Annotated in this window: 23 protein-coding genes and 1 pseudogene; 7 read left to right on the plus strand and 17 right to left on the minus strand. The window is 42.4% G+C overall.

What is annotated here, in order from left to right:
* Positions 1-25: 25 nt before the first annotated feature.
* Positions 26-331, minus strand: a pseudogene (locus J1N09_RS09630) (coproporphyrinogen III oxidase); the annotation flags it as partial.
* A gap of 139 nt (positions 332-470) precedes the next feature.
* On the opposite strand from J1N09_RS09630, the gene J1N09_RS09635 reads away from it, so the two are divergent.
* Both J1N09_RS09635 and J1N09_RS09640 read left to right on the plus strand, forming a co-directional pair.
* Positions 471-1,004: a hypothetical protein gene (locus J1N09_RS09635; protein ID WP_265199964.1), complete on the plus strand. Its 534-nt coding sequence runs from the start codon at positions 471-473 to the stop codon at positions 1,002-1,004.
* Positions 1,005-1,088: 84 nt separating this feature from the next.
* Complete coding sequence (locus J1N09_RS09640; RefSeq protein ID WP_265199965.1) at positions 1,089-1,925, plus strand: zinc-dependent peptidase; 837 nt, start codon at positions 1,089-1,091, stop codon at positions 1,923-1,925.
* Here the strand turns inward: J1N09_RS09640 and J1N09_RS09645 are convergent.
* From J1N09_RS09645 to rpsO, 10 genes are all read right to left on the minus strand, one after another.
* On the minus strand, positions 1,906-2,883 hold the full coding sequence (locus J1N09_RS09645) for a YpdA family putative bacillithiol disulfide reductase (protein ID WP_265199967.1): 978 nt from the start codon (positions 2,881-2,883) through the stop codon (positions 1,906-1,908). The two genes, J1N09_RS09640 and J1N09_RS09645, sit on opposite strands and share 20 nt — an antisense overlap.
* A gap of 92 nt (positions 2,884-2,975) precedes the next feature.
* The gene (locus J1N09_RS09650) at positions 2,976-4,100 is read right to left on the minus strand and encodes a T9SS type A sorting domain-containing protein (RefSeq protein WP_265199968.1); all 1,125 of its coding nucleotides are present in this window, start codon (positions 4,098-4,100) and stop codon (positions 2,976-2,978) included.
* A 92-nt stretch (positions 4,101-4,192) separates the two neighbouring features.
* Positions 4,193-5,284, minus strand: a complete 1,092-nt coding sequence (locus J1N09_RS09655; protein WP_265199969.1) for a helix-turn-helix domain-containing protein — start codon at positions 5,282-5,284, stop codon at positions 4,193-4,195.
* Between the two features lie 70 nt (positions 5,285-5,354).
* On the minus strand, positions 5,355-6,011 hold the full coding sequence (gene rpe / locus J1N09_RS09660; protein WP_265199970.1) for a ribulose-phosphate 3-epimerase: 657 nt from the start codon (positions 6,009-6,011) through the stop codon (positions 5,355-5,357).
* Between the two features lie 4 nt (positions 6,012-6,015).
* Positions 6,016-6,408, minus strand: coding sequence for a BLUF domain-containing protein (locus J1N09_RS09665; protein ID WP_265199971.1), 393 nt, complete (start codon positions 6,406-6,408; stop codon positions 6,016-6,018).
* Between the two features lie 66 nt (positions 6,409-6,474).
* Positions 6,475-6,882, minus strand: a complete 408-nt coding sequence (locus J1N09_RS09670; RefSeq protein ID WP_265199972.1) for a BLUF domain-containing protein — start codon at positions 6,880-6,882, stop codon at positions 6,475-6,477.
* Between the two features lie 113 nt (positions 6,883-6,995).
* Positions 6,996-7,859, minus strand: a complete 864-nt coding sequence (locus tag J1N09_RS09675; protein ID WP_265199973.1) for an RNA polymerase sigma factor RpoD/SigA — start codon at positions 7,857-7,859, stop codon at positions 6,996-6,998.
* 355 nt (positions 7,860-8,214) lie between these two features.
* Positions 8,215-10,932 carry an ATP-binding protein gene (locus tag J1N09_RS09680; RefSeq protein WP_265199974.1) on the minus strand — a complete coding sequence of 906 codons (2,718 nt, stop codon included), beginning with the start codon at positions 10,930-10,932 and terminating at the stop codon, positions 8,215-8,217.
* Positions 10,933-11,188: 256 nt separating this feature from the next.
* Positions 11,189-13,393, minus strand: a complete 2,205-nt coding sequence (locus tag J1N09_RS09685) for a polyribonucleotide nucleotidyltransferase (protein ID WP_265199975.1) — start codon at positions 13,391-13,393, stop codon at positions 11,189-11,191.
* Between the two features lie 185 nt (positions 13,394-13,578).
* On the minus strand, positions 13,579-13,848 hold the full coding sequence (gene rpsO, locus J1N09_RS09690; protein ID WP_265199976.1) for a 30S ribosomal protein S15: 270 nt from the start codon (positions 13,846-13,848) through the stop codon (positions 13,579-13,581).
* Positions 13,849-14,027: 179 nt separating this feature from the next.
* Here rpsO and J1N09_RS09695 point away from each other — a divergent pair, with 179 nt between their 5' ends.
* Together J1N09_RS09695 and J1N09_RS09700 are read left to right on the plus strand one after the other, a co-directional pair.
* Positions 14,028-14,855, plus strand: a complete 828-nt coding sequence (locus tag J1N09_RS09695) for a hypothetical protein (RefSeq protein WP_265199977.1) — start codon at positions 14,028-14,030, stop codon at positions 14,853-14,855.
* Between the two features lie 152 nt (positions 14,856-15,007).
* Positions 15,008-15,847: a hypothetical protein gene (locus tag J1N09_RS09700; protein WP_265199978.1), complete on the plus strand. Its 840-nt coding sequence runs from the start codon at positions 15,008-15,010 to the stop codon at positions 15,845-15,847.
* A gap of 54 nt (positions 15,848-15,901) precedes the next feature.
* On the opposite strand, the gene accD is transcribed toward J1N09_RS09700, so the two are convergent.
* From accD to J1N09_RS09715, 3 genes are read right to left on the minus strand one after another with little or no spacing between them, the layout of a single operon-like run.
* Positions 15,902-16,768, minus strand: a complete 867-nt coding sequence (gene accD, locus J1N09_RS09705) for an acetyl-CoA carboxylase, carboxyltransferase subunit beta (protein ID WP_265199979.1) — start codon at positions 16,766-16,768, stop codon at positions 15,902-15,904.
* A 20-nt stretch (positions 16,769-16,788) separates the two neighbouring features.
* The gene (gene fbaA / locus J1N09_RS09710) at positions 16,789-17,856 is read right to left on the minus strand and encodes a class II fructose-bisphosphate aldolase (protein WP_265199981.1); all 1,068 of its coding nucleotides are present in this window, start codon (positions 17,854-17,856) and stop codon (positions 16,789-16,791) included.
* Positions 17,857-17,899: 43 nt separating this feature from the next.
* The gene (locus J1N09_RS09715; RefSeq protein WP_321160806.1) at positions 17,900-20,485 is read right to left on the minus strand and encodes a BamA/TamA family outer membrane protein; all 2,586 of its coding nucleotides are present in this window, start codon (positions 20,483-20,485) and stop codon (positions 17,900-17,902) included.
* Positions 20,486-20,522: 37 nt separating this feature from the next.
* On the opposite strand from J1N09_RS09715, the gene J1N09_RS09720 reads away from it, so the two are divergent.
* Positions 20,523-21,251, plus strand: a complete 729-nt coding sequence (locus J1N09_RS09720; protein WP_265199982.1) for a TrmH family RNA methyltransferase — start codon at positions 20,523-20,525, stop codon at positions 21,249-21,251.
* On the opposite strand, the gene J1N09_RS09725 is transcribed toward J1N09_RS09720, so the two are convergent.
* Both J1N09_RS09725 and ubiE read right to left on the minus strand, forming a co-directional pair.
* Entirely contained in the window at positions 21,238-21,945 is a 708-nt protein-coding gene (locus J1N09_RS09725) for a porin family protein (protein WP_265199983.1), read from the minus strand. The two genes, J1N09_RS09720 and J1N09_RS09725, sit on opposite strands and share 14 nt — an antisense overlap.
* On the minus strand, positions 21,942-22,679 hold the full coding sequence (ubiE, locus tag J1N09_RS09730) for a bifunctional demethylmenaquinone methyltransferase/2-methoxy-6-polyprenyl-1,4-benzoquinol methylase UbiE (protein WP_265200005.1): 738 nt from the start codon (positions 22,677-22,679) through the stop codon (positions 21,942-21,944). Before ubiE ends, J1N09_RS09725 begins: the two co-directional genes overlap by 4 nt.
* A gap of 209 nt (positions 22,680-22,888) precedes the next feature.
* Here ubiE and trkA point away from each other — a divergent pair, with 209 nt between their 5' ends.
* The gene (gene trkA / locus J1N09_RS09735; RefSeq protein ID WP_265199984.1) at positions 22,889-24,238 is read left to right on the plus strand and encodes a Trk system potassium transporter TrkA; all 1,350 of its coding nucleotides are present in this window, start codon (positions 22,889-22,891) and stop codon (positions 24,236-24,238) included.
* The gene (locus tag J1N09_RS09740; RefSeq protein WP_265199985.1) at positions 24,238-25,743 is read left to right on the plus strand and encodes a TrkH family potassium uptake protein; all 1,506 of its coding nucleotides are present in this window, start codon (positions 24,238-24,240) and stop codon (positions 25,741-25,743) included. The genes trkA and J1N09_RS09740 overlap by 1 nt, the downstream gene beginning before the upstream one ends.
* On the opposite strand, the gene purT is transcribed toward J1N09_RS09740, so the two are convergent.
* Positions 25,744-26,907 (minus strand): formate-dependent phosphoribosylglycinamide formyltransferase, encoded by a 1,164-nt coding sequence (gene purT, locus J1N09_RS09745; RefSeq protein ID WP_265199986.1) that lies wholly within the window; start codon positions 26,905-26,907, stop codon positions 25,744-25,746.
* Between the last annotated feature and the right edge of the window lie 6 nt (positions 26,908-26,913).

The following is a 26,913-nucleotide window of genomic DNA, read 5'->3' on the forward strand; positions in this document are numbered from 1 at the left end:
TTACGCTTCTAACTAATAAACCAACTTAAACCGTCATAGAAAAGAGTTGAGTTTCCGGTTTTTTGCGTGTTAAGCGCAAATCGAAACTCATACACACGTTTCTTACGAACGGCCTACCTTTCTCAGTGACCTGAATTCGGTCACTTTCCATTTCGATCAAACCATCTGTTTCCATTTCTTTCAACCGGATCAAAACATCCGGAAGTTCATTAAACTTCATATCATCGCTTTTCCATGAAGTTTCGAAATGACACATCAGGTTTAAAATATGCGATCGAACAATGAGATCTTCCTTGTTTAAAAGATGTCCCCTATATACAGGGAGTATGTTATTTCAACCAACCGTTGAGCACAAAACTAAGGTGAGGTGGTCTCAAATAATATGATAATTATCATTTTAGAAATCTTCCTATGATGGTTTTATCGGGTATAAAATTTCCGTATTTTCACTAGCTGTAAAACCAAATACTATGAACAGGATTTTAGGCATAGGATCGCGTATCGATCATCCCGAACACGGAAAAGGAGTAGTTACAAATGTAACAGCAAGGATGTACTGGGTAACATTTATCGATAAAGGACTCGAGACGATCGATGTAGATGATACCTTCGATATAATCGAAGCCGCTGAAGACGAAGTAGACACTGTGAGTTTTTATGAAGTTGAAAAAAGTCTAAGGGACATTCTCAAGAAATGGAGCGATGCCAGTGAGATCGTACCTATAGCAGATAAATTCAAAGGAGGTACAATGATCCTTAAACCAAAGGATATCTCCCTCTCAGAAAAAGAGATCCCTATCAATACTTTTTTTCACAAGATTGTAATGTTAAGGGATCGCTTGCGTGTATTGGAACAGAAGATCAATTCCAGCAAAACTATGGATGATCAGGATAAGGTTGATCTTCAGCAGTACATAACGCGATGCTATGGCTCACTTACTACCTTTAATGTCCTGTTCAAAAATAATTCTCAAAATTTTAGGGGAGAGAGCACAAAAAAGTAATAAAGGAGCTGTTTAATTCGTTTTTATTCAATGAATTAACAACGAGTACCGGATTAATCGGTATCTTAGGTATCCCAATTCTTTATGATGCTACTATTACAAGCCGATGAGAATGCAACTTGGTTGGCGCCCTATGCGTATGGGGTCGTGTTCGTTATATTACTCTTCGCCATCTTCAGGGCTTTCGAGAATTGGTATGCGGGAAGATATGATAAACCCCTCTTCAGGCATTACTTCGTATATAAGAAATTAAAACCCAATCAGGTTAAAATACTAGAAGAGGAGTTTTTATTCTATCAGAAATTATCCGAGAAATACAAAAAACAATTTCGTCATCGTGTAGCAACCTTTATTTCCGAAAAAAGATTTATCGGAAGGGAAAGCCTGGAAATTGATGACCGCATCAAAGTTCTAATAGCTTCCATAGGGTGTATGCTGAGTTTTGGCAGAAAGAATTACGAATACAGCCTTATCGACTTCATCCTCGTCTATCCCGGGGAATTCTACAGTGCGATCAACGAATCTCATCACAAGGGAGAGTTCAATCCCAGGGAGAAAGCGCTTGTTTTAAGTTGGAAACATTTCGAGGATGGATTTAAAATCACCAACGACAACCTTAACCTGGGAATCCATGAATTCATGCATGCCATGCAGTTGGAAGCCAAACAGCGAAGTGATATAGATTCGTCGCGTTTTGTCAAGCAATTCCAGAATATTCTAAGGCGACTTACCAACGAAGATGTAAAGCACAAACTGGATGAAACGCGCTATTTCAGGGAATACGCGTTTTCCAATCAGTATGAATTTATGGCTGTACTGGCAGAGTATTTTATCGAATCCCCTGAGGAGTTCAAGTCGCACTTTCCAACCCTGTACAAATACACTCAGAATTTACTTAATTTCAGGTATGCCGGGTACTAACCCGGGAAAGAATATTCTCCAGGATGATCTTCGCGTGAACCCTGCTGTTTTCAATAAACCATTTATGAGTTTCCATTCCGCCGCAGATCACACCCGCCAGGTATAAGCCGGGAATATTTGATTCCATTGTGTCGGGATCGTATGCAGGGAAGTAGTTGCCATCTTCAGAGAGCTTCACACCAATCGATTTAAGGAATTCGAAATTCGGACGATAACCGGTAAGCGCTACCACAAAATCATTATCGAGTGTTTGCTCGCCATCAGGAGTGGAAATTACTACCTCGTTATCTCTAATTTCTTTTATTTCTGAATTGTAGATGGCTTTTATACTTCCTTCGGCTATACGGTTCTCAATATCAGGCTTCACCCAATACTTAACCCGCTCCCCGATGGATGGACCACGGACTACCATAGTAACCTCGCCGCCTTTTCGCCAGATCTCCAGTGCGGCGTCAACCGCCGAATTACTTGCGCCTACCACGATGGTCTTTCGCATAACGTAGGGATGTGCTTCCTTGAAATAATGAGAGACTTTCTGAAGATCTTCCCCCGGAACATCCAGTAATTTAGGGATGTCGTAAAAACCGGTGCAAACGATAATATTTTTAGCTGTATACGATGACTTGCTCGATTTGATCTCGAAAATATCCCCTTGTTTCTCAACAGCCTCTACTTTTTCGTACAGGTTGATGTTCAGGTGGTTGGATGTCGCTACCCTTCGATAATACTCCAGGGCTTCATCCCGATTCGGTTTTGCACTGTTGCTTATGAATGGAATATCGTCTATTTCCAGCTTTTCAGAAGTGGAAAAGAAGGTCATATTTAATGGGTAATTGTACAGGGAATTGGTGAGGGTACCCTTTTCTAATACTACATAGTCCAACCCTTTTTTCTTACATTCCAGTGCGCAGGCGATCCCTATGGGACCACCTCCGATAATCAATACATCCAGCCTCATACTCACAACAAATTGTTTGTGGCAAAGATACAAAAAGCCCGACTCTTACTACTTAAAAAGAGTCGGGCGAGACCTGCTTATCCAACAGCAGCCTACTTAAACATTACCACAATTTTTTGGGTAATTCTGTTCTCACCGTTCGTGGCTGAAAGGAAATAGATTCCTTCAGCGAGATGTGATGCATTATATGTTCGATTGATTGATGGATCTATGGAGTCGATCAGCATTCCCTGGGTATTATGTAAATAGAATGTGTTGTAGTTATTCATTGCCTGATCGGTAATAGTGAAAGCGGTACCGATCGTGGGAGTCACCATAATGAGCTTAAGGGCGTTCTCCCTAACGGCTAAAGGGATATCGTCCCTTATTACGATCGCATTTGGCGTGTTTAGCACCCCAATATCTACAAAGTTTTCGATGAAATTATAACTACTGTCATATCTCCTTACCGAACCGTCCGAGCCAACACCTATTAGCAGGTCTCCATTCGGAAAGAAAGCGAAACCTTCGCATCCGTTAACACCTGTAATAAGGTCTTCTACGAAATTTCCATTGGAATCGAATCGTTTGATTATACCACTATTATAGTTGAATACGATAAGATCTCCCCCCGGTTCGAAAAAGATATTCGTAGGGCCCTGTAAGCCGGTATCGATAAATAGACCGAGATCATCACCGTTAGTTCCGTCGAACTTGCGGATAGTGGATTGACCATAGGAAGAAACATAAAAGTCACCATTGCTATCCCAGTCGATCCCGATACTTTGCACCACACCTACTTCTGAGAATTCATCCACAAAGGTTCCGTCCAATTGATATCTAAGTACTTTATTATCGGTATTACTCCATTGAAGCACGTACAAGAGGCCATCTGGTCCGATCTTCATGCGTGTTGGACCAGCTATACCTTCTGCGAAGTTTTCTATCAGGTTTCCTGTGTCCCATTCGTGTTTTGAAATAATTCCGGCAGTGCTTAGGTTGGATATCAAAACAGCTTGTTCATTGTCCAGGAAGATAATATCCTGTGGCCAGACGATACCGTCGGCGTCATTCATCAAAGCGCCCTCGTAAGTACCGTTTTCATCGAATTTGGCGATCTGCCAGGGACCGGTGCTAAAACTTCCGGCATCGGAAACATAAACTGCCAGGTTTTGTCCTGAAATTCCTGCTGCCATTAACAGGAGTATGATTGTTGCGAATAGTTTACATCTTTTCATAGTGTATGAGTTTTAAGGATTGCAGTCCGAAATTGCCCAAAAACCTTCAGAAAAGGGTTTGAAATTATAATTCTGTACTCTTGATTTAAAAATTAAGACCTAAGTATAGTGTTCTTAAACTGGGTGGGAGTGCAGCCGTATTTCTTTTTGAAGGCACTGTAAAACGTGGCCTTATTGTTGAAACCCACTTCGTAGTAGATATTCTGAATGGAGAGGTCTGACGATTCTTTTAAGAGACCTTCAGCCTCCTGAAGGCGATAGTCGTTTATGAACTGGTTGAAATTCTTTCCAGCCATGTCGTTGATCACCTTTGAGAGTAAATGTGTGGAAAAACCAAGCTGATCTGCCAAATGCACCAAACGCAGTTCATTTTCGATATAGGGTTTTTTGGTTTCCATGTATTTGGTGAGATTCTTATACAATTCATTTAATAACGATTGTTCGAAGCTTTCTTTTTTATTCCGAAGGGGTATAAACAATTGCCTGTAAAATTCTCCATCGAAGATTTGTGGTTGTTTGAATATGAAGAACCCAATGGCATAAATTGAAAAACTCATGGTTAAGGATATGGCGTAATCCCACTGACTGTTGAAAAAAGGAAATTTTACCAAAATGTAATATGAAGCATATGCTAAGATGAACAGTGAATAAAGGCTTACCATAATTGTGGCCCAACGATGTCTTAATCGCAAGTATTCCGTAGTGCTTTTCCTGTTTATATAGATCAAACGAACAACCAGCAGCGTATAGAAAATCATATGGCCTGCCGCGAACCAGGGGTTTCGGACGAGCCAGAGTAACGGAATCTCGACTTCAGTCCAGCCTAAATAGCGCAGCCAGATGGTGATATTTGGGATTAGTATAATGATAGCCGGGATGAAATGAAGTAAAAGGTTGAATTTCGTATTATTCTTGTACAGATTCAGAAAATAGAGAAGGAGCAGGGGCCCAGTGATATAGTAACATGCCTGGGGGATCAGAACAAAGTAGGGGAAAACAGTTTCGTATCTCGTCCAGTAAAGGACATACTGAAATAGTATCACTGAAAAAGCAAGTACCAGGAAGGCGATAGGGTAATTCTTTTTGTTTTTCCCTGTGATAAGGAGAACAAATAAGAACAAACCCATGGCAACTGCGAACAGGAATAGCGAGGTCCAGGTATCAAATGATGGTGGTTGCTGCATAACCAAATATAACCGGGAAGTTACTTAGTTCGCAACAAAATGATGTCTTGAATTATAAATTCAGACTAATTTATGCAGTGATTGATTTCAAGCCGGCAATTGTAGATGTTGGGTCTTCGGAACGGAACACATAACTTCCGGCAACAAGTACATCCGCTCCTGCTTCCACAAGTTGGGCGGCATTCTTGTTTGTCACACCTCCATCTATCTCTATCAATGTAGAAGCTCCCTGATCCGTGATCATTTGTTTTAGGGATCTTACCTTGGAATAGGTATTCTCTATGAAGCTTTGGCCTCCAAATCCGGGATTCACACTCATAATACAAACCATGTCGATGTCCTTTAACGTGTCTTCGAGTAAAGAAACATTGGTATGCGGGTTAAGCGCCACACCAGCCTGCATACCTTCCGCTTTGATAGCCTGCAGCGTTCGGTGGAGGTGTGTGCAGGCTTCATAGTGCACTGTAAGAACGTTAACGCCCAGGTCGGCAAAGGTCTTAATATATCTGTCCGGATCCACGATCATCAGGTGGGTATCCAGCGTTTTATTTGCGTGTTGGGCAATGGCCTTGATCACAGGCATTCCGAAGGATATATTCGGAACAAAAACCCCGTCCATAACATCGAGGTGGAACCAATCTGCTTCACTGTTGTTCACCAATTCACAATCACGTTGCAGGTTGGCGAAATCGGCGGCTAGGATCGAAGGTGCAATAAGTGCGCTCATAAATTCAGAGTAGAAAAGGCTCGAGTAGGCCTTTTACATATTTTAAGTTGGGAGAATCTTCAATTTGGTTCAGGTAAGTTTCTATGGTTTGTAATTCTTCCTTCGATTTCACAATACTGAACCTGGATTTATAGTTCTCGAATATTCTTCGTTTGCATTTCTGCTTTAAGATCACAAAGATATTGTTGTGCCGCGAATCCTGCTCAATTTTCTCGTATAAATTTAAGAGGGTCTCTTCTTCACCTTCAAGTACCTGGAGAAACTTACCACTCTGGTATAACAAAATGCCGGTTATATTCCCGGAAGCATTGTAGTGCTGGGTTGTAGAAAAAAGTTCATTTAAATCATTTTCGGTAATACCGGAACGGGCACTACTCACATAACAAATAGTGAACATGAGGGTTTGGTTGTTTGTCCGAATATATAAAAAAAGACGATAACTAAACCATTCATGGGGTGCTGTTTAGGTATATTTTAGAAAGGGCTGAACGATTTCCACAAGTCTTTGAACGTTACCTTCAAAATTTTCCTTCAACCAATTGAGATAGAGGTTCAGTTTAAAGACCTCCTGTTCATTATTGACAATGGTGAATCCGTTGGCGTAATTTTCGAATATGCGTTGCTTGATTTCACGATCGGTGAGCTTGATAAGATGATGGTGTCTTACATCGTTATCAATGCTATTATAAAGTTTTAATAACGGTGCTGCCTCACCTTCCATGATCTGCATGAAGTTCCCGTCTGAATAGAGAAGTATTCCGGTAATATTCTGCTCAGTATTTTTCTGTATTGCTTCCTCGTAGAGATCAGCCAGCCCGTTTTCGTCAAGTGAGGGTGCTGCAGTGCTTACGTAACATATAGTCCGCAACATGATGGTTAGTTTACTTAAATATACAAAAAAAACCCCCGGTAATCAGCCGGGGGTCATTCATCAATCAAAAAACGAACAGTTATTTTATAAACTGTTGTTGCGGTTACCGGGTATTAGCCCAGGTATGTTTTAAGGATCTTGCTTCGTGAAGTATGCTTCAGTCTGCGGATCGCTTTTTCTTTAATTTGTCGCACTCGCTCTCGTGTTAAGTCGAAAGTCTCACCAATTTCTTCCAGGGTCATTGGGTGTTGATCACCCAGCCCGAAATACAATCGGATCACATCGGCCTCGCGAGGAGTTAGTGTTTCGAGCGCTCGCTCTATCTCGGTTCTAAGCGATTCGTGTAACAGAGATCGATCCGGATTTGGCGATTCACCACTACGCAATACATCGTAGAGGTTTGAATCTTCTCCTTCTACTAAAGGAGCGTCCATTGATACGTGACGGCCGCTATTTTTCATAGACTCCTTCACATCGTTAATGGTCATATCCAGTTCTTTTGCGATTTCCTCGGCTGATGGCGGACGTTCGTGCGCTTGTTCCAGGAATGCAAATGTCTTATTGATCTTGTTTATACTTCCAATCTTATTCAGCGGAAGACGAACGATTCTGGACTGTTCGGCTAAGGCCTGAAGAATGGACTGACGAATCCACCAAACCGCGTAGGAAATAAATTTGAATCCCCTGGTTTCGTCAAAACGCTGAGCTGCTTTTATAAGCCCAAGGTTTCCCTCGTTGATCAAATCTGGGAGGGTAAGACCTTGATTTTGGTATTGCTTTGCTACCGAAACCACGAAACGCAAATTGGCTTTAGTTAACTTTTCCAGCGCAAGTTGATCTCCCGCTTTTATACGTTGTGCCAACTCTACTTCTTCGTCTGCTGTGATTAAGTCAACTTTACCAATTTCCTGTAGGTACTTGTCTAAGGAAGCAGTTTCTCTATTCGTGACCTGCTTCGTAATTTTAAGTTGTCTCATTAAGGTTTACCTGTCTTAAGTTAAATTCGCTTTGGTAGTTATACGTATAAAAGATGCCTTTTGTTACAAAAGGTTGTTTGTTTTTCGGTAAAAAGTATCTTTTAGCTGGTCAACAGAGGGTTAAATTTACATTAAATTTGATTAGATATCAAATAATACTCCCTGGTGGTTCTAGAAATGGATTTCGCACCGCATCAAAAAAAATCGCCACAAACGTGGCGAATTCTCTAAGCTGACGCTTTAAGTATCTTATTTTTTATCTTGGAATAAATTCTTTAGGGTATCAGGTCTGGACTTATCTTATGTGAGCAAAAAGGTTGCGTCAAAAAAAAACCGCCCTCTTGGGGCGGCTCTTCTAGTTTTGCTTTAATTCTATGAGTAACAGATTGACTTCCAGTAGTGCTTTGTTGTATAACTGACTGAAGAGACTCAGATGTCGTTTGGCTTCTTCAATGCCATCTCTCTTTATGATATTACTTTCTATTTGCTGCAAATGATGTCCGTGAACCGTCATGCCCAGGTTCATAAAGCTGGATTTCATTTTATGGGCCATCGCACTTGCACGGGCGTAGTATTCCCTATCGATACAGGTACGCATGCTTTTATATTCCTCCGGCGTTGTTTGAATGAATACCTCAAGCAGGGAAGAAATGAATTCCTCGTCATTATCGAAGGTCTCCATCAAGTGGTTTATATTTACACTTCGCTCGATGTTCTCTTCTTCCTGCGTTCTTGAACTTATCTGGTTCCCTGAAATTTGTGGTTCGAAAGCTTCATCCGATCTCAACCAGAACAACACTTCTTTAAGTGCATCTTCACTAACCGGCTTTGTAAGATAGAAATCTATGCCTGCCTTTATTGCACTCTTTCTTGCCTCCGGGAATACATCAGCAGAGCAGGCGACTATGGGCACTTTCTTTAATTTGTCTTTATTCGTTCTTCGGATTTTCGAAATAGCTTCAATACCGTTCATTACCGGCATGTGCATATCCATGAGGATGAGGTCGTAGTTCGCCGTATCCTGCTGAAAAATCTCAACAGCCTCCTTACCATTCTCCGCAATATCCACAGTTACTTTCAGGTTTGAAAGCAATTGGCGGATGTAGAATTGGTTCATCTTATTGTCTTCGGCAACCAGTACTTTAAGACCTTCGAGATTCTTATCCTCCCTTACGAAGGTTTTAATGGAATCATTCAGACTTTTTAGTTTACTCTTCTTGAAGGGAAGAGTAACCTCAAATTCGGATCCAACATGGAGCTTGCTATTCGCATGGAATTCACCATCTTGTAATTTGATCAATTCCCTGGTAATCGCCAGTCCTAATCCCGTACCGGCGATCTCGTTGTCTTCTCTGTTTTCTACCTGGTAGAAACTATCAAAGATCTTCGATAAGTTTTCTTCGGAAATACCAATTCCTGTGTCCTTTACACTGAACTTAAGTTTAACTTCATCTTCAAATACCGAAACTAGTTCAACTTTGATATTGATCGCTCCCTGTTTTGTGAATTTAATCGCGTTACCGATTAGATTAGTGAGGATCTGGTTAAGGCGGTACTGATCTCCAATCACCATATCAGGTATGTCCTTGTCCATTTCTGAAATAAGATCCAATCCTTTCTCATTTGCTTTTATCGCAAAGCCATCTGAAATAGTTTCAACTACTTTACGCAAGTTGAAATCTATGGATTGTAGGGTGAGTTTCCCCGCCTCTATCTTCGAAAAATCCAGTATATCATTTACTATAGAAAGAAGGTTCTTTGCCGAAAAGTCTATGCCGTCAATATTCTTCTGCAATATTTCATTTTCTCCGGAGGCACTCTTTTTTATTATATCTGAAAGCCCTAGAATTACGTTAAGAGGGGTGCGTATCTCGTGACTCATGTTCGATAAGAAGGTCGATTTGGCCTTCGCCGAACGCTCCGCATTAACCTTTGCTTCCTGTATAGCCTCCAACATGTGCTTTTTATGGCTAATGTTCGTTAAAAGAACAGTATAGGTTTCATTGTCACCGTGGAAGTTATTGGTGATGGTTATTTCGTAGTCTTCCTTTGAACCGCTATTGTCCGATAACACCGTCTCTATTCGTTTACCGATAAAGATGCTGGGAATACTTGAATCGAGCCTGTTAAGGTCTTGTTTTATTCCTCTTGAGATCTCATCGGGTAGGAATTCAGTGATCGTATGGTTTGCCAGCTCGTCCTGAGTAAGCTCGAGAATTTGCATGGCCTTAGTGTTGGCATCTAGAATTCGAGAATGTTTATCGATCAGTACAAATCCATCCAGCATATTTTCAAGAACAGACTTATAATGAGCTCCGCTGATGTAATTCGAATTCTCACCTTCGTTCTTGTCTTTTACAGCAATTAATTTCCGAACCGGGATTCCTTGTGGAACCTTTTTACCTTCTGGTATTATTTCTTTAATACCAATTATTTGTTTGTTAAAACGATAGATGTTTTGAAGGTCTTCGTAAGACTCGTAGAAGAGACGTTCTGTTTCATTGTTCCCTAATGTATCGCACAGTTCATCGTATATTTCCACCGAGGTTTCTTTGACTCTTCTGAAAAGATTGATCCTATCAACAATATTAAATCCATATTTTTCCGGGAACATTATATGGATGCGCTCCAGCCAATTTTTGGTCAGCTGTTTTTGGGGATGATCTTTTTGAACTTTTTTAATAAGATAAAGCAGGTATAATCTAGCTAAGTGAGATTTTTGATTTGCTTCTGAATCAAGCAGTAATTTGAATGCCGGCTGATCCATAACTTCGAAGAACTTCTCCTTGGTTTTTTCTCGAAGCTCGGAACAATTTCCAATGAACCTTGGATCTTTATTAACAAGGTAATTCTCGGCGTAAAGATAGGATCTCACCAATTGCAGATCGGCGAAGAAAGGATCTTCGTCAAACCTAATGTCTAATACTTCAGATTCAAACTCGGGAATGTGAGTAGAGCGTGAGGCCAGATCATACAAATAATTCAGGACGATTCTCCTCGAATCATTGCATTGTTCTTCAATTAATTCCTTAGCCTCGTTTCTCGTAAAAAAACGATTAATAAGAGTATTCATTTGGGGGCTATTATCTTGAAGGAAAATTCCTTCAAAAACGAATCTAATAGATAATTTTTAAATTCTAAGAACTATTCGATTAAATGCAAAAAACGCCTTCGAAAGGAAGGCGTTTGACAATTTAATAGTCTTTAAACTATGATTTTAGCTATTTTAAGGTGTTTATAAATTCACCTTTTATTCTCGACCTTTCTCAATTCTTACTCTCATTTCAATTTGAAAAAGGCGTATTCGGTCTATTCAATAATTTTGGTCTCTAGTCCCTTCTTCTATCACGGTTTCGGTTATCGCGACCGCGATTTTTGTTATCACGTCTCGGAGGACGCTCTACATAGCCTTCCGGCTTAGGAAGGATGGCCTTACGAGAGACTTTCTCTTTTCGGGTCCTGGAATCAATCCCAAAGTATTTCACGTCGATAACATCACCCATGTTCACCACATCAGTTACATTTTCGGTACGTTCCCATGCTAATTCAGAAACGTGTAATAATACCTCATTACCCGGAGCGTCTAAATATTCAACTACAGCTCCGAACTCGAGGATCTTAATCACTTTTACTTCGTAAACATTTCCTACTGTTGGTTTGAAAGTGATAGAGTCGATTTTCGCTAGTACAGCATCGATTCCTTCCTGGTCGGTTCCGAGGATCTCTACAATTCCTTCTTCAGTAACCGGATCTTCGTTGATCACGATGGTCGTCTTGGTTTCTTTCTGTAGCTCCTGGATCACTTTTCCACCGGGTCCGATAAGAGCACCGATGAACTCGTTAGGGATAGTAGCAGTTACCATCTTAGGAGCATGAGGCTTCACATCGGCATTAGGTTGGGCGATAGTTTCAACCAGTTTATCCAGTATATGGAGTCTTCCGTCACGTGCCTGCTTTAATGCATTCACCAGGATCTCGTAGCTCAATCCTTTGACTTTGATATCCATTTGGCAAGCTGTGATACCGTCGGCAGTACCTGTTACTTTAAAGTCCATGTCTCCCAGGTGATCCTCATCACCAAGAATATCCGAAAGCACGGCATATTTTCCTGATTCGGAGTCGGAGATCAATCCCATGGCGATACCCGAAACTGGTTTCACCATCTGTACTCCGGCATCCATTAATGCCATAGTTCCGCTACAAACTGTAGCCATAGAGGAAGAACCATTGGATTCCAGTACCTCACTCACCACACGAACAGTATAGGGACAATCTTCAGGGATCATTCCTTTCAATGCTCTCTGGGCTAGGTTACCGTGTCCTATTTCTCTACGTGAGGTACCCCGAATAGGTCGTGCCTCACCAGTACAGAAAGGAGGGAAGTTGTAATGAAGATAGAAGGTTTCTTCTCCTTCAAAAGAAGGCATATCAATTTGGTTTGCTTCTCTGGAAGTTCCCAGGGTAACTGTTGCCAGGGCCTGTGTTTCTCCTCTGGTGAAGATTGACGAACCGTGTGTAGAAGGCAAATAATCCACTTCACACCAGATAGGTCGAACTTCATCTGTTTTTCTTCCGTCCAATCGCAGACCTTCATTTAACGTAAGGTCACGAATTGCTTCTTTTTCTGCTTTGCGGTAATATTTCTTGATCAGGTCTTCGTTTTCTTCCCGCTCTTCTTCCGAGAAGGATTCAAGGATTTCCTCTTTAATTGCTGAAAACGCTTCTCCACGTTCTTGCTTAGAAGAACCGGCTTTCGCAATAGCATAAACTTTATCGTACGCCATTTCGTGAATTTTCTTCTGAAGTTCTTCGTCTTCAAGCTCTCCGTCATACTCTCGAACCTCTTTTCTTCCGAACGCATCTGCTAGTCGCATTTGCGCGTCGATCTGAACCTTAATGGCATCGTGTGCAAATTTGATAGCTTCAACCATTTCTTCTTCAGAGATCTCTTTCATCTCACCCTCAACCATCATTACAGAGTCGGCAGATGCACCTATCACCATATCAAGTTCCGATACAGCAAGTTGCTCACGGGTAGGGTTAATAATGAGTTGTCCGTCTACTCGTCCTACACGAACTTCTGAAATAGCACATTCGAACGGGAAATCCGATAGTTGGATGGCTGCAGAAGCGGCCAATCCGGCCATAGCGTCCGGCATTACGTTCTCGTCGTGTGACATTAATTGGATCATCACCTGTGTTTCAGAGTGATAGTCTTTAGGGAAAAGTGGTCGAAGAACACGGTCTACCAAACGCATAGTGAGGATCTCACCATCGCTTGGACGCGCTTCTCTTTTAAAAAATCCGCCGGGATAGCGTCCCGAAGCGGCAAATTTCTCACGATAGTCTACCGTTAAAGGAAGAAAATCCAGATCTTTTTGGTCATAGTTTGAAACTACTGTACACAGTAGCATACAGTTTCCGGACTGAACCACTACAGAGCCATGGGCCTGTTTTGCCAGTTTACCGGTTTCGATGGAAATTTCTCTTCCATCACCGAGGTCGATGACCTCTTTAAATACTTTAGGTATCATTTAAATTGTTTTTCTTGTACTACTTCGCTAATGCTTAGTAGCACGGTTACTTTGGTCAACGGCCGATGTTCGGCCGTAAGTTGTGTTGTTGTGTGGTTGACCAATGAAAAACCTAAGGGTAGCTTTTTCTATGTTTTCAGAATACTTCTGAAAAAGTAAAAGGGACACCAAAGCGTCCCTTTTTGTTACTTACGTAATCCAAGTTCTTTTACGATCGCACGATAGCGCATAATGTCTTTCTTCATTAGGTAATCCAACAATGAACGACGCTTACCTACCAATTTCACCAAAGAACGCTCGGTATTATAATCCTTGTGATTCTTCTTAAGGTGCTTTGTAAGGTGATCGATACGGTGAGTGAACAATGCGATCTGCCCTTCAGCAGAACCGGTGTCGTTCTCAGACTTACCGTGTTTTTTGAAAATGTCTTTTTTTACTTCTGGTGATAAATACATGCCAATATTATTTAAATGATTTTTATGTATCGATGATCTCTTTGATCTATCAAGTTGCAAAAGTATAAAAAAGCATCAACATATGACTGTAAAACGTTCTTTTTTATTCATTCAGCATACTTAATTAAACCTTCAAGCGTTAGAAAAGTCTTAAGAACAATAACCCAAAACTCAAGAAAATGAAAACTTATGTAAATAAAGCGTTGTTTTTTTCTTTATTACTGCTAGTAGGATCGTTACTATTCTCATGCAGCGATGATGATAGCGAAGATAGCAACGTTGTAAATTTTTCTGCTGAAAATACGGCTCGTGCAGCCCAAACGGATAATGTAGTGGAAGGATCTTTTACTATTATGGAGGCTGGATACATTGAAACCGAAGAGGGAAGAAGCAATACTATTTCTTTATTTCCATCCTGTGCAACTATTGTTATAAATCCAAGTGGAAATGGAGGGATGATCACCCTTGATTTCGGTGAGAGTTGTACACTGAACAATGGTGCTGTAGTCTCAGGACGAATAGAGATGGACTACGGGCCCATCAACGGAGGATCGAGAACTATTAATTACACTTACGAAGATTTCACATATAACAACAACGCTGTATCAGGAGGAGGCCAGGTGGTACGACAAATCGCCAATCAGAATGGCAATCCACAGTCGGCAGCCACCGAAACCATCAATGTGAGTTTCCCGAACACCGCTGTTACCGCTACTCGTGAAGGATCACGTGTGATAGAGTGGGTTGAGGGCGTCGGAAGCGGAACCTGGGTGGACAATGTTTTCAATATTACAGGAAACTGGAACACTGAATTAACAAATGGTTTTAGCAGAAGCGGTGAAGTAACGGAGACCCTCGTTAAGAAATTATCCTGTATTTACCTTGTGAGTGGAGTGCTGGAAATTCAGCAGGAAGGATTAACCGGAACCATCAATTGGGGTGATGGTACCTGTGATAATCAAGCAACATTGACATTCAACGGGCAGGAATTCCCCATTGTTTTATAATTAGTCAAGTTTTTTCATGAGCCGCTCAATTGAGCGGCTTTTTTGTTTAAAATATTGATAATCAAATAAATAAAACACATATTTTAACATTTTACATTAAACTATCCTGCTATTTTTCGGTCAAAATGATACTAACTTTAAATTAATGTATCATGAAAAAAAATTTATTTTACCCCGGAATTTTGACCCTGCTTTTGTTTTCTTTTCTGCTTACATCCTGTAGTAAGGATGAAGCTGTCGATGAGGTGGCTACAACCTCAGTTTCAGATCTTGTTTTCGTTGAAGAATCTACCCAGGTTTCTCAGGCTGATGTAACTACGGACGGTGTGATCCATATGCTTGAAACTGCCTACACCGAAATAGAAGAGGAAAGCGGTAGGAGCATAAGTCTTTTCCCGAATTGTGTTACAATCACGATCAGCACCGAGAACGGAGTCACTTTTGTTACTCTTGATTTTGGATTTGGTTGTGAATTGCAGAATGGAGCGGTAGTCTCCGGAATCGTAAATATTACCTACGGGCCCATTCAGAATGGAACCCGAACCATGACCTACACCTTAGAGAATTTCTCTTGGAATAATAAGGACGTCGCCGGTGGAGCCACAATTTTCCGTGAGCGGAGTAATGCCGCTGGCAATCCACAATCTACTGTGCATGCGGATCTGCAGATTTCGTACCCCGGCGGTCTGATAATTCAGAAGGATGGAACGCGTGTGCGGGAGTGGATCGAAGGGTTTGGTACGGGTAGCTGGTTGGACAATGTTTGGCTTGTAACAGGAAATAGGGATGTGGTCTCCAACACCGGATTTTCACATTCAGGAGTAATCACTGAAGCACTTCGCAGGGAAGCTACCTGCCCTCATTTTGTTAGTGGAATTGTAGAGATCACAAGAAATGGAGATCAGGGTACCCTGAATTTTGGTGACGGTAGCTGTGACAATATCGCGATACTAACTGTTAATGGTGTTGATTATACCATCATACTCAATTAGTAATTTGAGATAGTATTGGATGGAAAAAGCCGCTCTCCCGAGCGGCTTTTATTATTAAGAAACTTTTTCGCGAAGCGGCCTGTTAAGGATCAGGTCCAGGTAAAGATTGATCATACGTTTCAGATCTTTTCTGTGACTTATGAAATCAAGGAAACCATGTTCCTGAAGGAATTCAGCGGTTTGGAAACCATCTGGCAGATCTTTTCCTGTAGTATCACGAACTACCCTCGGACCGGCAAAGCCGATAAGTGCTCCTGGTTCGCTGATATTGATGTCACCAAGCATAGCGAAAGAAGCGGTCGTTCCTCCTGTTGTTGGATCCGTACATAGAGAAATATACGGGATTTTTGCAGCAGCCAGCTGAGCGATCTTGGCGCTGGTCTTAGCCAACTGCATGAGAGACAATGCTGCTTCCATCATCCGCGCACCACCACTTTTGGAAATGATCATGAATGGAATTTTCTTTTTTAGGGCGTAGTCTGCTGCCCTTGCGATCTTTTCACCAACCACACTTCCCATGGAACCCCCAATGAAACTGAAGTCCATACAGGCGATGACGAGGTCTTCTCCCATGGATTTTCCCACAGCTGTCCTCACAGCGTCCTTTAATCCGGTTTTCTCCTGGGCAGCTTTTAAACGATCCGTATACTTTTTGGTATCCTCAAACTGCAATGGATCCTTGGAAGTAATTCCTTTATCGAGTTCTTTGAATTCGTTGTCGTCGAACAGGATTTCGAAATATTCCTTACTCCCGATACGAACGTGATAGCCGTCTTCCGGACTTACATAGAAGTTCTTTTCCAGTTCTTCGGAATCGACGATCTTTCCTGTTGGAGATTTGTACCAGAGTCCTTTCGGAACATCTTTCTTGTCTTCGGTTGGGGTTTGTATACCTTTCTTTGTTCTTTTAAACCAAGCCATACTATGAGGAGTTTATTCGGTTAAAGTGTATTTACGTTGTTCAGGTCTTCAAAGGCCTTGATCAAACGCTTTTTAAAGGTAAGCTCCCCTTCGCGTAACCATTTCCTGGGGTCGTAGTATTTTTTGTTTGGAATATCATCACCATCGGGATTACCGATCTGTGTTTTCAGATAACCAATATTGTTTGTCATATAATCACGAATCCCTTCGTTAAAGGCAAATTGAAGGTCGGTATCAATATTCATCTTCACCACACCGTATCCTATGGCCTCGCGAATTTCTTCAACCGTTGAACCACTTCCGCCGTGGAAAACGAAATCGATAGGATTGTGTCCCGTTCCGTATTTATTCTGAACATACTCCTGGGAATTCTTCAGAATAACAGGAGTTAACTGAACATTCCCCGGTTTGTATACCCCGTGAACGTTTCCGAAAGCTGCAGCAATTGTAAAGCGATCGCTAACTTTCTTAAGTTCTTCATAGGCAAAGGCTACCTCCTCCGGTTGGGTGTATAGACGTGATGAGTCCACATCAGTGTTGTCTACACCATCTTCTTCACCTCCAGTGATTCCCAGTTCGATCTCCAGCGTCATGTCCATTTTGCTCATTCGCTCCAGGTAACGCTTGCAGATCTCGATATTCTCTTCTATGGATTCTTCGGAAAGGTCAATCATGTGGGAACTATAGAGCGACTTACCGTGTTCCTTGTAATACTTCTCACCTGCATCCAGCATTCCATCTACCCAGGGAAGTAATTTCTTCGCACAGTGATCGGTATGCATAATAACAGTAGCTCCGTAAACCTCGGCCATTTCATGCACGTGTTTTGCCCCTGCAACAGCCCCCGCTATGGCAGCCAGTTGGCTGTCGTTGGACAAACCCTTTCCGGCATTGAAATGCGCTCCACCGTTTGAAAACTGAATGATCACCGGACTGTTAAGTTCGGCGGCTGTTTCCATAACGGTATTCATACTATTCGAGCCGATAACATTAACGGCGGGCATAGCGAACCCTTTATCTTTAGCGTATTGATGTATCTTCTGAACTTCATCTCCCGTAGCGACGCCGGGCTTTATAGTGTGACTCATATAGCGTTTGATTAGAATGACAAAAGTAACAAAATTTACCGTTTTAAAAGGGATAGTTGATACCTATGTTATAGACGATATTGGAGAAGTTGTACTCTTTGAACCAACGCTCTCCTTCGGGCCTGGCAGGATTGTATGTCTTGAATCCTCCATCAAACCGAAGCACAAAGAAGCCGAAGTCGTATCGCAAACCCATCCCTGAAGCGATCGCCAGTTCACTCAGGTCGCCTATGTCAGTGAATCGTGAAGCTTCATCTTCAACATTATCAAAAGCATTCCAAATGTTTCCGGCATCGATAAAGAAGGCACCTTTGAAGTCACCGAGGATGGTAAATCGGTATTCTGCATTTAAGGCGATCTTGAGGTTGGCCTCGTTAAATTCATCGGCGCTACCACTGCTTCCCGGACCTAAATCGTAAGGTGTCCACCCTCTGTTGTCGTTCGCACCACCGGCAAAATAACTTCGCACAAATGGTATACTGTTGCTGTTTCCGTAAGGTATGGCAAGACCTGTGAACGCCCTGACAGCAAATATATTACCGTCTTTGAGCTCCCAGTGCCGGATGTAGTCTCCTTCCAATTTTACATATTGTGAAAAAGCGACACCAAAGGCGGTATAGGCCCCATCTTCATTTCTTTCCAGGCCGGCTAATTTTGAAATACCGGAAAGTAAGTTACCGGCGGCTTCTACCTTCAAACGCAAACGAGAAAAGGAATTGTCGAATATACCTTCCCTGCTATCCCTAAGCCATTGGAAACTGGTGGCAAAGATCAGGTTGTTCTCGGTTAGCCTGTCTTTTCGTTCGTTGATACTGTTCACCACAACCGCATTCTCATCGGTTGTAGGGATGCTACCATTTTCGACTTCGGAAAGAAAGCTGTCCGTGCCAAACGGAATATCCAGGATAAGATCTCCGTTTTCATCAGTGGTGTAGTAATCCGGACTAATGGATCCCGGATTCGTTCCTTCAATATCTCTCGCGATCGTATTCAGGACATCGAAGGAATTCTGATATACATTAAAATAGTTGTCTGTGTTAAGGTTGCGAACGTACTGTACATTAGCTCCTTCAAAAGTGTAGGTTTTGATGTTTGAAGGTTTCCATTTGAAATCGAATACCCCGTTAAAATTCTGTCTGTCCAATCCGATGTTATTCTGCGCATTGATCCCGAATCGGATGTTGGTTGTGGGAGACATGTATTTCTTAATGAAATCTTCTGTGTTAAAGGGTAATACGATCCTTGGTATGCTAAGTTTTACGTCTGCCCCAATATCTGAAATATTGAAAAATGTACTTTCACTGTCTGCCGCATCCTTGGAGGAACCCACGCTTCCTCTTCCCGAAAGACTCAACGTCTCGGCTCCCCGAAACACATTCCTTGTTAAAAAAGTAGTGCTGAACCCCATACCAAATTCTTGAATGGGCGATGGAATAGGGATCACATCAAAATCGAGTTGTAAGGTGTATTTCTTTCGTGGTGTCAGGAGTATGGTGGAAATTAGACCGGTTCCTGTGGTATCGGAAGGATCTTCCTGATAACTGATGTTCGGGTAACGAAAGATCCTGAGGTCGCTTATCTGGTTGTACGTTAGGGTTCTGTCTATATCACGGAAAATTTCATTGGGAGTGATAGAGATAGCATCCGTTATAGCTTTAGGCCTGAATTTAATTGGTTCATAGCTATAAAGCTTATAGCCTTCATAGACTACCGAATCCTGTAGGGTTTTATCTCGATTCTGAAAGGTGTAATCTGTCACGATCCTCACCTCATTCACCTTGTGGATCTTGAAAGGTTCTGAGTAGGTGCTATCCTCGATACGGTACCTTCTGTCCGGAATGATGTATGTGATATTAGCCTTATGTTCCGTGTGCACGGTATCGGCCTCGAACGTGATATAATCCTGATCGAAATAATACAATCCCGAATTCCGAAACTGAATGGTAAGTCGGTCGCGCTCATTGTTGAAATCATTATTCGCAAATTGTTTGCCTTGCTCGATGAACGACTGGTTAGCCGATAATTTGAACAAAGAATCCACTACCTGTGAGCTGATTTTAGTGTTTATTGAATCGATGATGTACGGCTTCCGAAGTTTTAGAGAATACTCTATCGCAGCTCGTTTCTCCTTTTTTTTATGAGGAATGATCTTGTAATCTCCTTCGGCGTTGAACCAACCGAAACTTGAATAGTAATTCTGCAATCTTTCAAGAGATTTCCTGGTCTTTACTTCATTGATGACCACCGGGGCACTACCCGTGCTTTCAAACCATCTATTGATCCCCACATAGCTACTTCGCATTTCATCAACCTGCTTTTTCGAGTAGAAATTGATGAGTCGCTGCTCTCTCTTCGGGTTTTTTTTCAACCACTTCTGAAAAGTGGAATCGGGGGCGGGATTTGCAAGGTTGTAAATGAAAATCCCAAATGGCATCCCCAGGAGTTTGCTGTTGGGGCGCTGCATGATCTGACTAAGAACTTTCTCGTCTTTTACTTCAAGGCTATCCACCGAAACCGTATTTTCGGTGAGAAGATATTCGTTTTCACCAACCCTCTTTACCGCATTGCAGGAAAGCATCATCAACACTATTCCTGAAATTAATGATATTTTTGTGAAGGTTTTGATCAAGCGATACAGATTACTATCGATTCAAAAATACTATATTTTGATCAGTAAGAGTCAAATTAAATTAATAACGGGATTACGGCAAAAAAAGTACCGCGACAGCAGTGGACTATTTGTTGCGGAAGGGCCTAAGGTAATTTCTGAACTTTTGGAGGCAGGTTTTCAAGCCGACTACTTTTTTTCAACAAAAGTAGACCCATCAGAAGGTCATGAGGCTACGGCTATCTCCGAAATTGATTTGAAGAAGATCAGTGCTCTAAAAACGCCAAACACTTCACTGGCAGTATTCAGGAAACCAACATATCCTGAACTCCGGCAAAGTGGGTTGATCCTGGCTCTTGACGCTATTAGAGATCCTGGCAACCTGGGAACCATCATTCGCTTGTGTGACTGGTTCGGAGTGGAGCAAATTGTTTGTTCGGCGGACACTGCAGATTGCTTTAACCCGAAAGTAATTCAGGCTACCATGGGTTCTATTGCCCGGGTAGCAGTGCATTACGTTGGTCTTGATTCTTTTCTTCGGAACACACAACTAACCACCATCGGCGCTGTGATGGATGGTGCTTCAGTGTATCAAACCGAACTACCTTCCGAAGGAATACTAGTGATGGGAAATGAGGCCAATGGTATTTCAGAAACAATAAATGAAGCCTTAAATCTTCGTATTACGATACCCAGGTTTGGCGCTGTTCAGGAAACGGAAAGCCTCAATGTAGCAACAGCAACCGCCATATTACTCAATGAATTCCGGAGATCTACTGGAAAGTAAAGTTTATAAAGACACCTCTTGTGGCCATCTTGGTGATGTTCCCTGTCCAGGGACTATTTGGGTCTTCATCTCGCACTAATTCGTCGCTCATTGCAAATACTCCGCGTATTGACGGGGTGAACTTGAAGAAATAGAGGTAGAGGTCGATACCAAATCCTACTTCGTAATAACTGGTGGTTTTTGTAGTTCTGAACTGCCCCTGAAAGTTATCCTCCGGGTTGTCCTCGTTGCTCGATAAATTAAAAGAAGTTGAGATACCAGCAACCACGAAAGGTTTGATATTGTTCAATCGCTTGGTTGAAAATTTAACCAGCAGAGGAACATGGATATACGTAGACTTCACTTCTCTGAGAAAATCTTTTTCCTCCTCAAAATTTGGAAACATCAGGTTTCTTTGGGTGTAGTACAATCCCGGTTCCAATCGCAGGTTAATGAATTGATTGACACGCATGTCACCAATCAATCCTACATTAAATCCCGACTGGCCTTCTACGAGTACATCGGTATTGTCGTCCATGAACTGGTTTTCGTACTCAAATTTGTAATCATAGCTATTAAATCCCAGAAAATAACCCCAGGTAAGGAATCTCTTATCGAAGTTTTCCAGGTTTGCAAGTCGCTCTTTACTGAAAAGCTGGGCTTGTGCACTTTCAGCAAAAACGATTAGGGCGAGGACAATAAGTAGTTTCTTCATAATTTCTTAGTCGCGCTATAGATAGTGGCTACACCAAAGGTTTGTGGCTTATTTTCCACCTCTATAAACCCAATTTTACGTAAAATATTGTTGAGTGCTTCTCCGTGTGGGAACACAGAGGCACTTTCCGATAAATAAGAGTAGGCAACCTTATCTTTTGAAAACACTTTTCCTATAAGTGGCATTACTCCTTTTGTATAGACGAAATAACCCTGTCGCCATGGGAATTTTCCTGGTACGGAGGTTTCCAGGATCACAAAGATTCCGTTTGGGCGAAGTACCCTCAAAATTTCGGCCAGGCCTTTCTCGAGGTTCTCAAAGTTTCGTATTCCGAAGGAAACGGTAATCGCGTCAAACGAGTTGTCTTCAAAAGGCAGGGCTTCACTATCCCCTTTTACAAAGGAGATCCGATCCTTTAGCGATGAATCTTCTATTTTTCTTCTAGCTACGGAAAGCATACCATCCGAAAGGTCAAGGCCAACTACCTTAGAGGCCTTGCTGTTTTGAGCAAAGGAAATTGCCAGGTCTCCCGTACCGGTGGCGATATCTAAAATGGAGTCGGGATTCGTGTCTACCACCATTTGCACCACTTTTTTTCGCCATTTAACATCGGCACCCAGGGAAATAACCCGGTTGAGTCCGTCGTAGTTCCCTGATATGGTATCGAACATCTGTTCTACCTGTTTCTTCTTGCCCAGATCAGAGTCCTTGTATGGGGTAACATTTTCCTTCATAGCTTCCGTTCCTGCTTCCATAAATTGGAGGGTGCAAAGCTACATACTTTTTTACTAATTCCCTTATGATAGATTGATCTTGAAGGAATTGTTTAGTGTGAATTTCAACCTCTTAAAAAAGATGCAGATACTTTCGAACTTAACATTGCATTGGAGCTTTGTAATCCAAATTTATATACATTTGCACATCCCATTGCTTACAAATTATTATGAAGATCATTATAGCGGGTGCTGGTGAAGTTGGATTTCATTTGGCGAAGCTACTTTCTTTCGAATCTCAGGACATTACATTAATCGATACTAACAGGGAGTCCCTCGCTTATGCAGATACTCATCTGGATATACGTGTTGTTAGGGGAGATGCTACATCTATTTCAGTGCTCAGGGATGCTAAAGTGGCCGGTACTGACTTGGTAATCGGTGTTACTTCCAGCGAAACAACCAATATAACAGCCTGTGTACTCGCCAAGCAATTGGGAGCAAAACGTACCATTGCCAGGATCTCTAATACGGAATTCCTGGAACACAAGGACGCTGTTGGATTTACCAAATTCGGGATAGATGAATTAATCTCTCCGGAGGCCTTGGCGGCAAACGAAATTCACCTTTTACTCAATCAGAGTGCTTTTAACGATACATATGAGTTTGATGAAGGAGCGCTGACTATGATTGGATTGCATCTTTCACGTACGGCAGCTTTTGTTGGAAAGACAGTGAAGGAAGTAGCTACGGAGTATCCGGAACTGGATTATGTGCCTATTGCGATTCAACGTTTTGGTACCCAGTATACACTTATCCCAAGGGGTGATACTCAATTTAAAGAAGGAGACCAGGTCTATTTCATTACAACTCCGAAGGGCGTGGACCATATCTACAAACTTTCAGGTAAGGTGAAGGAGGACATCCGGAATGTCATGATCCTTGGTGGAAGTGCTATTGGTTGTAAAACTGCCCAAGACCTGTGTAAGAGTAGTTTTAATGTTAAGCTCGTAGAAAATGATAAGGAAAAGGCATTTGAAATAGCGGATGATATTCCGAGTTGCCTGGTGATCAATGGAGACGGGCGCAATGTGGAGCTATTAGAAGAAGAGTCCATTCAGAATATGGATGCCTTTATCTCAGTTACCGGAAATAGTGAGACCAATATCATGTCCTGCCTTGTGGCGAAGTCGAAAGGAGTTAAGAAAACTATCGCCCTGGTTGAGAACATGGATTATTTTCAATTGTCTCATTCCATCGGTATCGATACCCTCATCAATAAAAAGCTGTTGGCGGCCAACAATATCTTCCGTTATGTACGAAGAGGTGAGATCGTAGCCATGACCCGATTGAACAATATGAATGCGGAACTCCTGGAATTCCTTGTAACGCCAAATTCAAAGGTGTGCAACAAGGTGATTCGCGATATGGATTTCCCTCGTTCGGCGGTTATTGGCGGTGTGATTCGCGATGGTGAAGGGCATATAGCTCTTGGTGGTTTTGAGATCAAAAGCGGTGATCGTATCGTTGTGTGCAGTTTGCCACAATCCATTAAAAAGGTGGAAAAACTCTTCGTGTAATGAGCCGGTTCGCCAAATTGAATTACAAGATCATTTTTCACTTAATGGGACTGCTATTACTGGTTAACGGTGGTTTTATCTTACTGTCTTCAATCGTTAGTTTTGCATATAATGATGGGGTCGGGATGCAGATGATATTCGCCGGAGTTACGGTATTGGCCGCGGGGCTTGCACTGATGCTATTCACCTGGAAGCATTCAAAAGAAATTCAGAAAAGAGAAGGTTACCTCATCGTAACATTTGGTTGGATCATCATGTCGCTGGCAGGAACCTTACCCTATATTTTCACGGGAGCGATTCCAAGTTTTACGAATGCCTTTTTTGAAACCATGAGTGGTTACACTACCACGGGCGCTACCATACTTACGGATATCGAAAGTGTACCCAAGGGAGTCTTGTTTTGGCGCAGTGTGACACATTGGATAGGAGGAATGGGGATCATTGTTCTCGCCATTGCCATCCTTCCATTACTTGGGATTGGTGGCATGCAGCTGTTTGCCGCGGAGGCCCCTGGCCCTGGTGGTGATAAATTGCATCCTCGTATCACGGATACTGCAAAACGACTTTGGATCATTTATGTAGGTTATACGGCAGCAGAGACTTTACTGCTTAAACTGGCAGGTATGGATTTCTTTGATGCCATCAACCACTCGCTAAGTACTTTGAGCACCGGCGGCTTTTCTACAAAGAATGTCAGTGTTGCTTTTTGGAACGACCAGCCGTTGATACAGTATATTATAATGATCTTTATGTTCCTGGCAGGAACCAATTTCATACTGAGCTACTTTGCCTTTAAAACTAAGTTCAGTAAAGTTTTCAGGGATGAGGAGTTTAGGCTTTATGGTTATTTTATAATTGGGCTTACCCTGGTCGCTTCGGTCGTAATTTACTTCCAGGCGGATCCGTCTGCCTCTAGCGTGTACCACCCTCTGGTATGGGGTGAACTGGAAAGTGCTATACGGCACGGTCTCTTCCAGGTGCTTGCCGTAGTTACAACCACGGGATTTGTTACTGCCGACTTTACCGCCTGGACGCCTTTCCTTACCATCTTTTTCTTTGGACTTATGTTCCTGGGAGGTTCTTCAGGATCTACTTCAGGGGGTGTGAAGATCGTGCGCCACCTGATTATGATCAAGAATGGAATTATAGAATTCCGAAGAACACTACATCCTAATGCAATTTTACCCGTTCGGTACAATAACAAAGCGGTAGTACAACCCATCGTATTCAACATCCTGGCGTTCTTTATTCTCTATTTACTATCCTTTATCGTGGGTGTTCTGGTATTTTCCTGGTTAGGACTTGATTTTAAAACGGCGTTGGGAGGAGCCGCTTCCACTCTGGGGAATGTAGGTCCTGCCTTAGGAGATCTGGGGCCCACCAATACCTACGCCGGATTACCATCTGCTGCTAAATGGTGGTCTACTTTCCTAATGCTTATCGGACGTCTGGAATTGTTCACCGTGCTGATCTTACTCACGCCATTCTTTTGGAGGAATCGATAATTAGAGTTTTACATCCACTTTTGATGAAAGATCTATCGCGCGATTCACAACATCCTCGATCGAACCCGATAGGTTGTCATAGGTCACAACCACTCCCATTCTTCGGTTAGGACGGGAGGTTGGTTTACCGAATAACCTGAAGTCGGATTTAGTTGCTGAAGCCATCTCCTCGATACCCGAGAATGACGGACTATCAGAATGTCCGTTTGCCAGTATTACTGAAGAAGCACCAATCCGTTCCTGGGTAATTTCAGGAATTGGTAGTCCCAGGATCGCCCTCAGGTGCAATTCGAATTCATTGAAGTTTTGGGTGTTAGCAAGGGTGACCATGCCTGTGTCGTGGGGGCGAGGGGATAATTCGGAAAAATAAACACCCTCATCGGCGATAAAGAATTCAACACCCCAAATACCTGCTCCACCTAATGCTTCTGTAACCTTATCGGCCATTGCTTGTGCCGCGGCAAGGTCCGCATCTGCCATGAGTGCCGGTTGCCAGCTCTCGCGATAATCACCACCTTCCTGTCGGTGACCAATTGGCGGACAAAACAGAGTAGGACCATTATTCTGAGTTACGGTGAGTAAGGTGATCTCGTAGTTGAAATTTATAAATCCTTCCACGATCACTTCGGCAACATCACCCCGGGAGCCTTCCTGCGAATAGTTCCAGGCGTAGTTAATATCTTCTGCGGAACGGATGGTGCTCTGACCTTTCCCACTTGAGGACATCAGCGGTTTTACAACACAAGGCATCCCAATATTTTCAACGGCTTTTTGCAGTTCTTCTTCCGAAGTGGCATAACTATAGGGTGCAGTTTTGAGTCCGAGTTCCACGGCCGCGAGGTCCCGGATCGCTTTTCGGTTCATGGTGTAATTGGCTGCCCTGGCCGAAGGAACCACATTATAACCCTGCTTTTCATATTCGTAGAAGCGCTCTGTTCGAATGGCCTCTATCTCCGGCACTATATAATCAGGATTGTGCTTTTCTACTATAGCATCAAGTGCATCCCCATCGAGCATATTGATCACTTCGCTGGAATCTGCGACATGCATGGCCGGAGCGTTGGCATAGCTGTCGACTGCAATTACGGTTTGCCCGATTCGCTGGGCAGCAATTACAAATTCCTTTCCCAGTTCGCCGGATCCAAGGAGAAGTATTTTAGCCATTGTAAG

Origin of the sequence: Aureitalea sp. L0-47 (genome assembly GCF_026126405.1) — a bacterium.
Taxonomy (GTDB): Bacteria; Bacteroidota; Bacteroidia; order Flavobacteriales; family Flavobacteriaceae; genus Pukyongia.

What these genes read in the sequence shown, in the direction of transcription:
- J1N09_RS09635 (WP_265199964.1), top strand. Translation starts at nt 471, where the DNA reads ATGAACAGGATTTTAGGCATAGGATCGCGTATCGATCATCCCGAACAC.
- J1N09_RS09640 (WP_265199965.1), top strand. Translation starts at nt 1,089, where the DNA reads ATGATGCTACTATTACAAGCCGATGAGAATGCAACTTGGTTGGCGCCC.
- J1N09_RS09645 (WP_265199967.1), bottom strand. Translation starts at nt 2,883, where the DNA reads ATGAGGCTGGATGTATTGATTATCGGAGGTGGTCCCATAGGGATCGCC.
- J1N09_RS09650 (WP_265199968.1), bottom strand. Translation starts at nt 4,100, where the DNA reads ATGAAAAGATGTAAACTATTCGCAACAATCATACTCCTGTTAATGGCA.
- J1N09_RS09655 (WP_265199969.1), bottom strand. Translation starts at nt 5,284, where the DNA reads ATGCAGCAACCACCATCATTTGATACCTGGACCTCGCTATTCCTGTTC.
- rpe (WP_265199970.1), bottom strand. Translation starts at nt 6,011, where the DNA reads ATGAGCGCACTTATTGCACCTTCGATCCTAGCCGCCGATTTCGCCAAC.
- J1N09_RS09665 (WP_265199971.1), bottom strand. Translation starts at nt 6,408, where the DNA reads ATGTTCACTATTTGTTATGTGAGTAGTGCCCGTTCCGGTATTACCGAA.
- J1N09_RS09670 (WP_265199972.1), bottom strand. Translation starts at nt 6,882, where the DNA reads ATGTTGCGGACTATATGTTACGTAAGCACTGCAGCACCCTCACTTGAC.
- J1N09_RS09675 (WP_265199973.1), bottom strand. Translation starts at nt 7,859, where the DNA reads ATGAGACAACTTAAAATTACGAAGCAGGTCACGAATAGAGAAACTGCT.
- J1N09_RS09680 (WP_265199974.1), bottom strand. Translation starts at nt 10,932, where the DNA reads ATGAATACTCTTATTAATCGTTTTTTTACGAGAAACGAGGCTAAGGAA.
- J1N09_RS09685 (WP_265199975.1), bottom strand. Translation starts at nt 13,393, where the DNA reads ATGATACCTAAAGTATTTAAAGAGGTCATCGACCTCGGTGATGGAAGA.
- rpsO (WP_265199976.1), bottom strand. Translation starts at nt 13,848, where the DNA reads ATGTATTTATCACCAGAAGTAAAAAAAGACATTTTCAAAAAACACGGT.
- J1N09_RS09695 (WP_265199977.1), top strand. Translation starts at nt 14,028, where the DNA reads ATGAAAACTTATGTAAATAAAGCGTTGTTTTTTTCTTTATTACTGCTA.
- J1N09_RS09700 (WP_265199978.1), top strand. Translation starts at nt 15,008, where the DNA reads ATGAAAAAAAATTTATTTTACCCCGGAATTTTGACCCTGCTTTTGTTT.
- accD (WP_265199979.1), bottom strand. Translation starts at nt 16,768, where the DNA reads ATGGCTTGGTTTAAAAGAACAAAGAAAGGTATACAAACCCCAACCGAA.
- fbaA (WP_265199981.1), bottom strand. Translation starts at nt 17,856, where the DNA reads ATGAGTCACACTATAAAGCCCGGCGTCGCTACGGGAGATGAAGTTCAG.
- J1N09_RS09725 (WP_265199983.1), bottom strand. Translation starts at nt 21,945, where the DNA reads ATGAAGAAACTACTTATTGTCCTCGCCCTAATCGTTTTTGCTGAAAGT.
- ubiE (WP_265200005.1), bottom strand. Translation starts at nt 22,679, where the DNA reads ATGAAGGAAAATGTTACCCCATACAAGGACTCTGATCTGGGCAAGAAG.
- trkA (WP_265199984.1), top strand. Translation starts at nt 22,889, where the DNA reads ATGAAGATCATTATAGCGGGTGCTGGTGAAGTTGGATTTCATTTGGCG.
- J1N09_RS09740 (WP_265199985.1), top strand. Translation starts at nt 24,238, where the DNA reads ATGAGCCGGTTCGCCAAATTGAATTACAAGATCATTTTTCACTTAATG.
- purT (WP_265199986.1), bottom strand. Translation starts at nt 26,907, where the DNA reads ATGGCTAAAATACTTCTCCTTGGATCCGGCGAACTGGGAAAGGAATTT.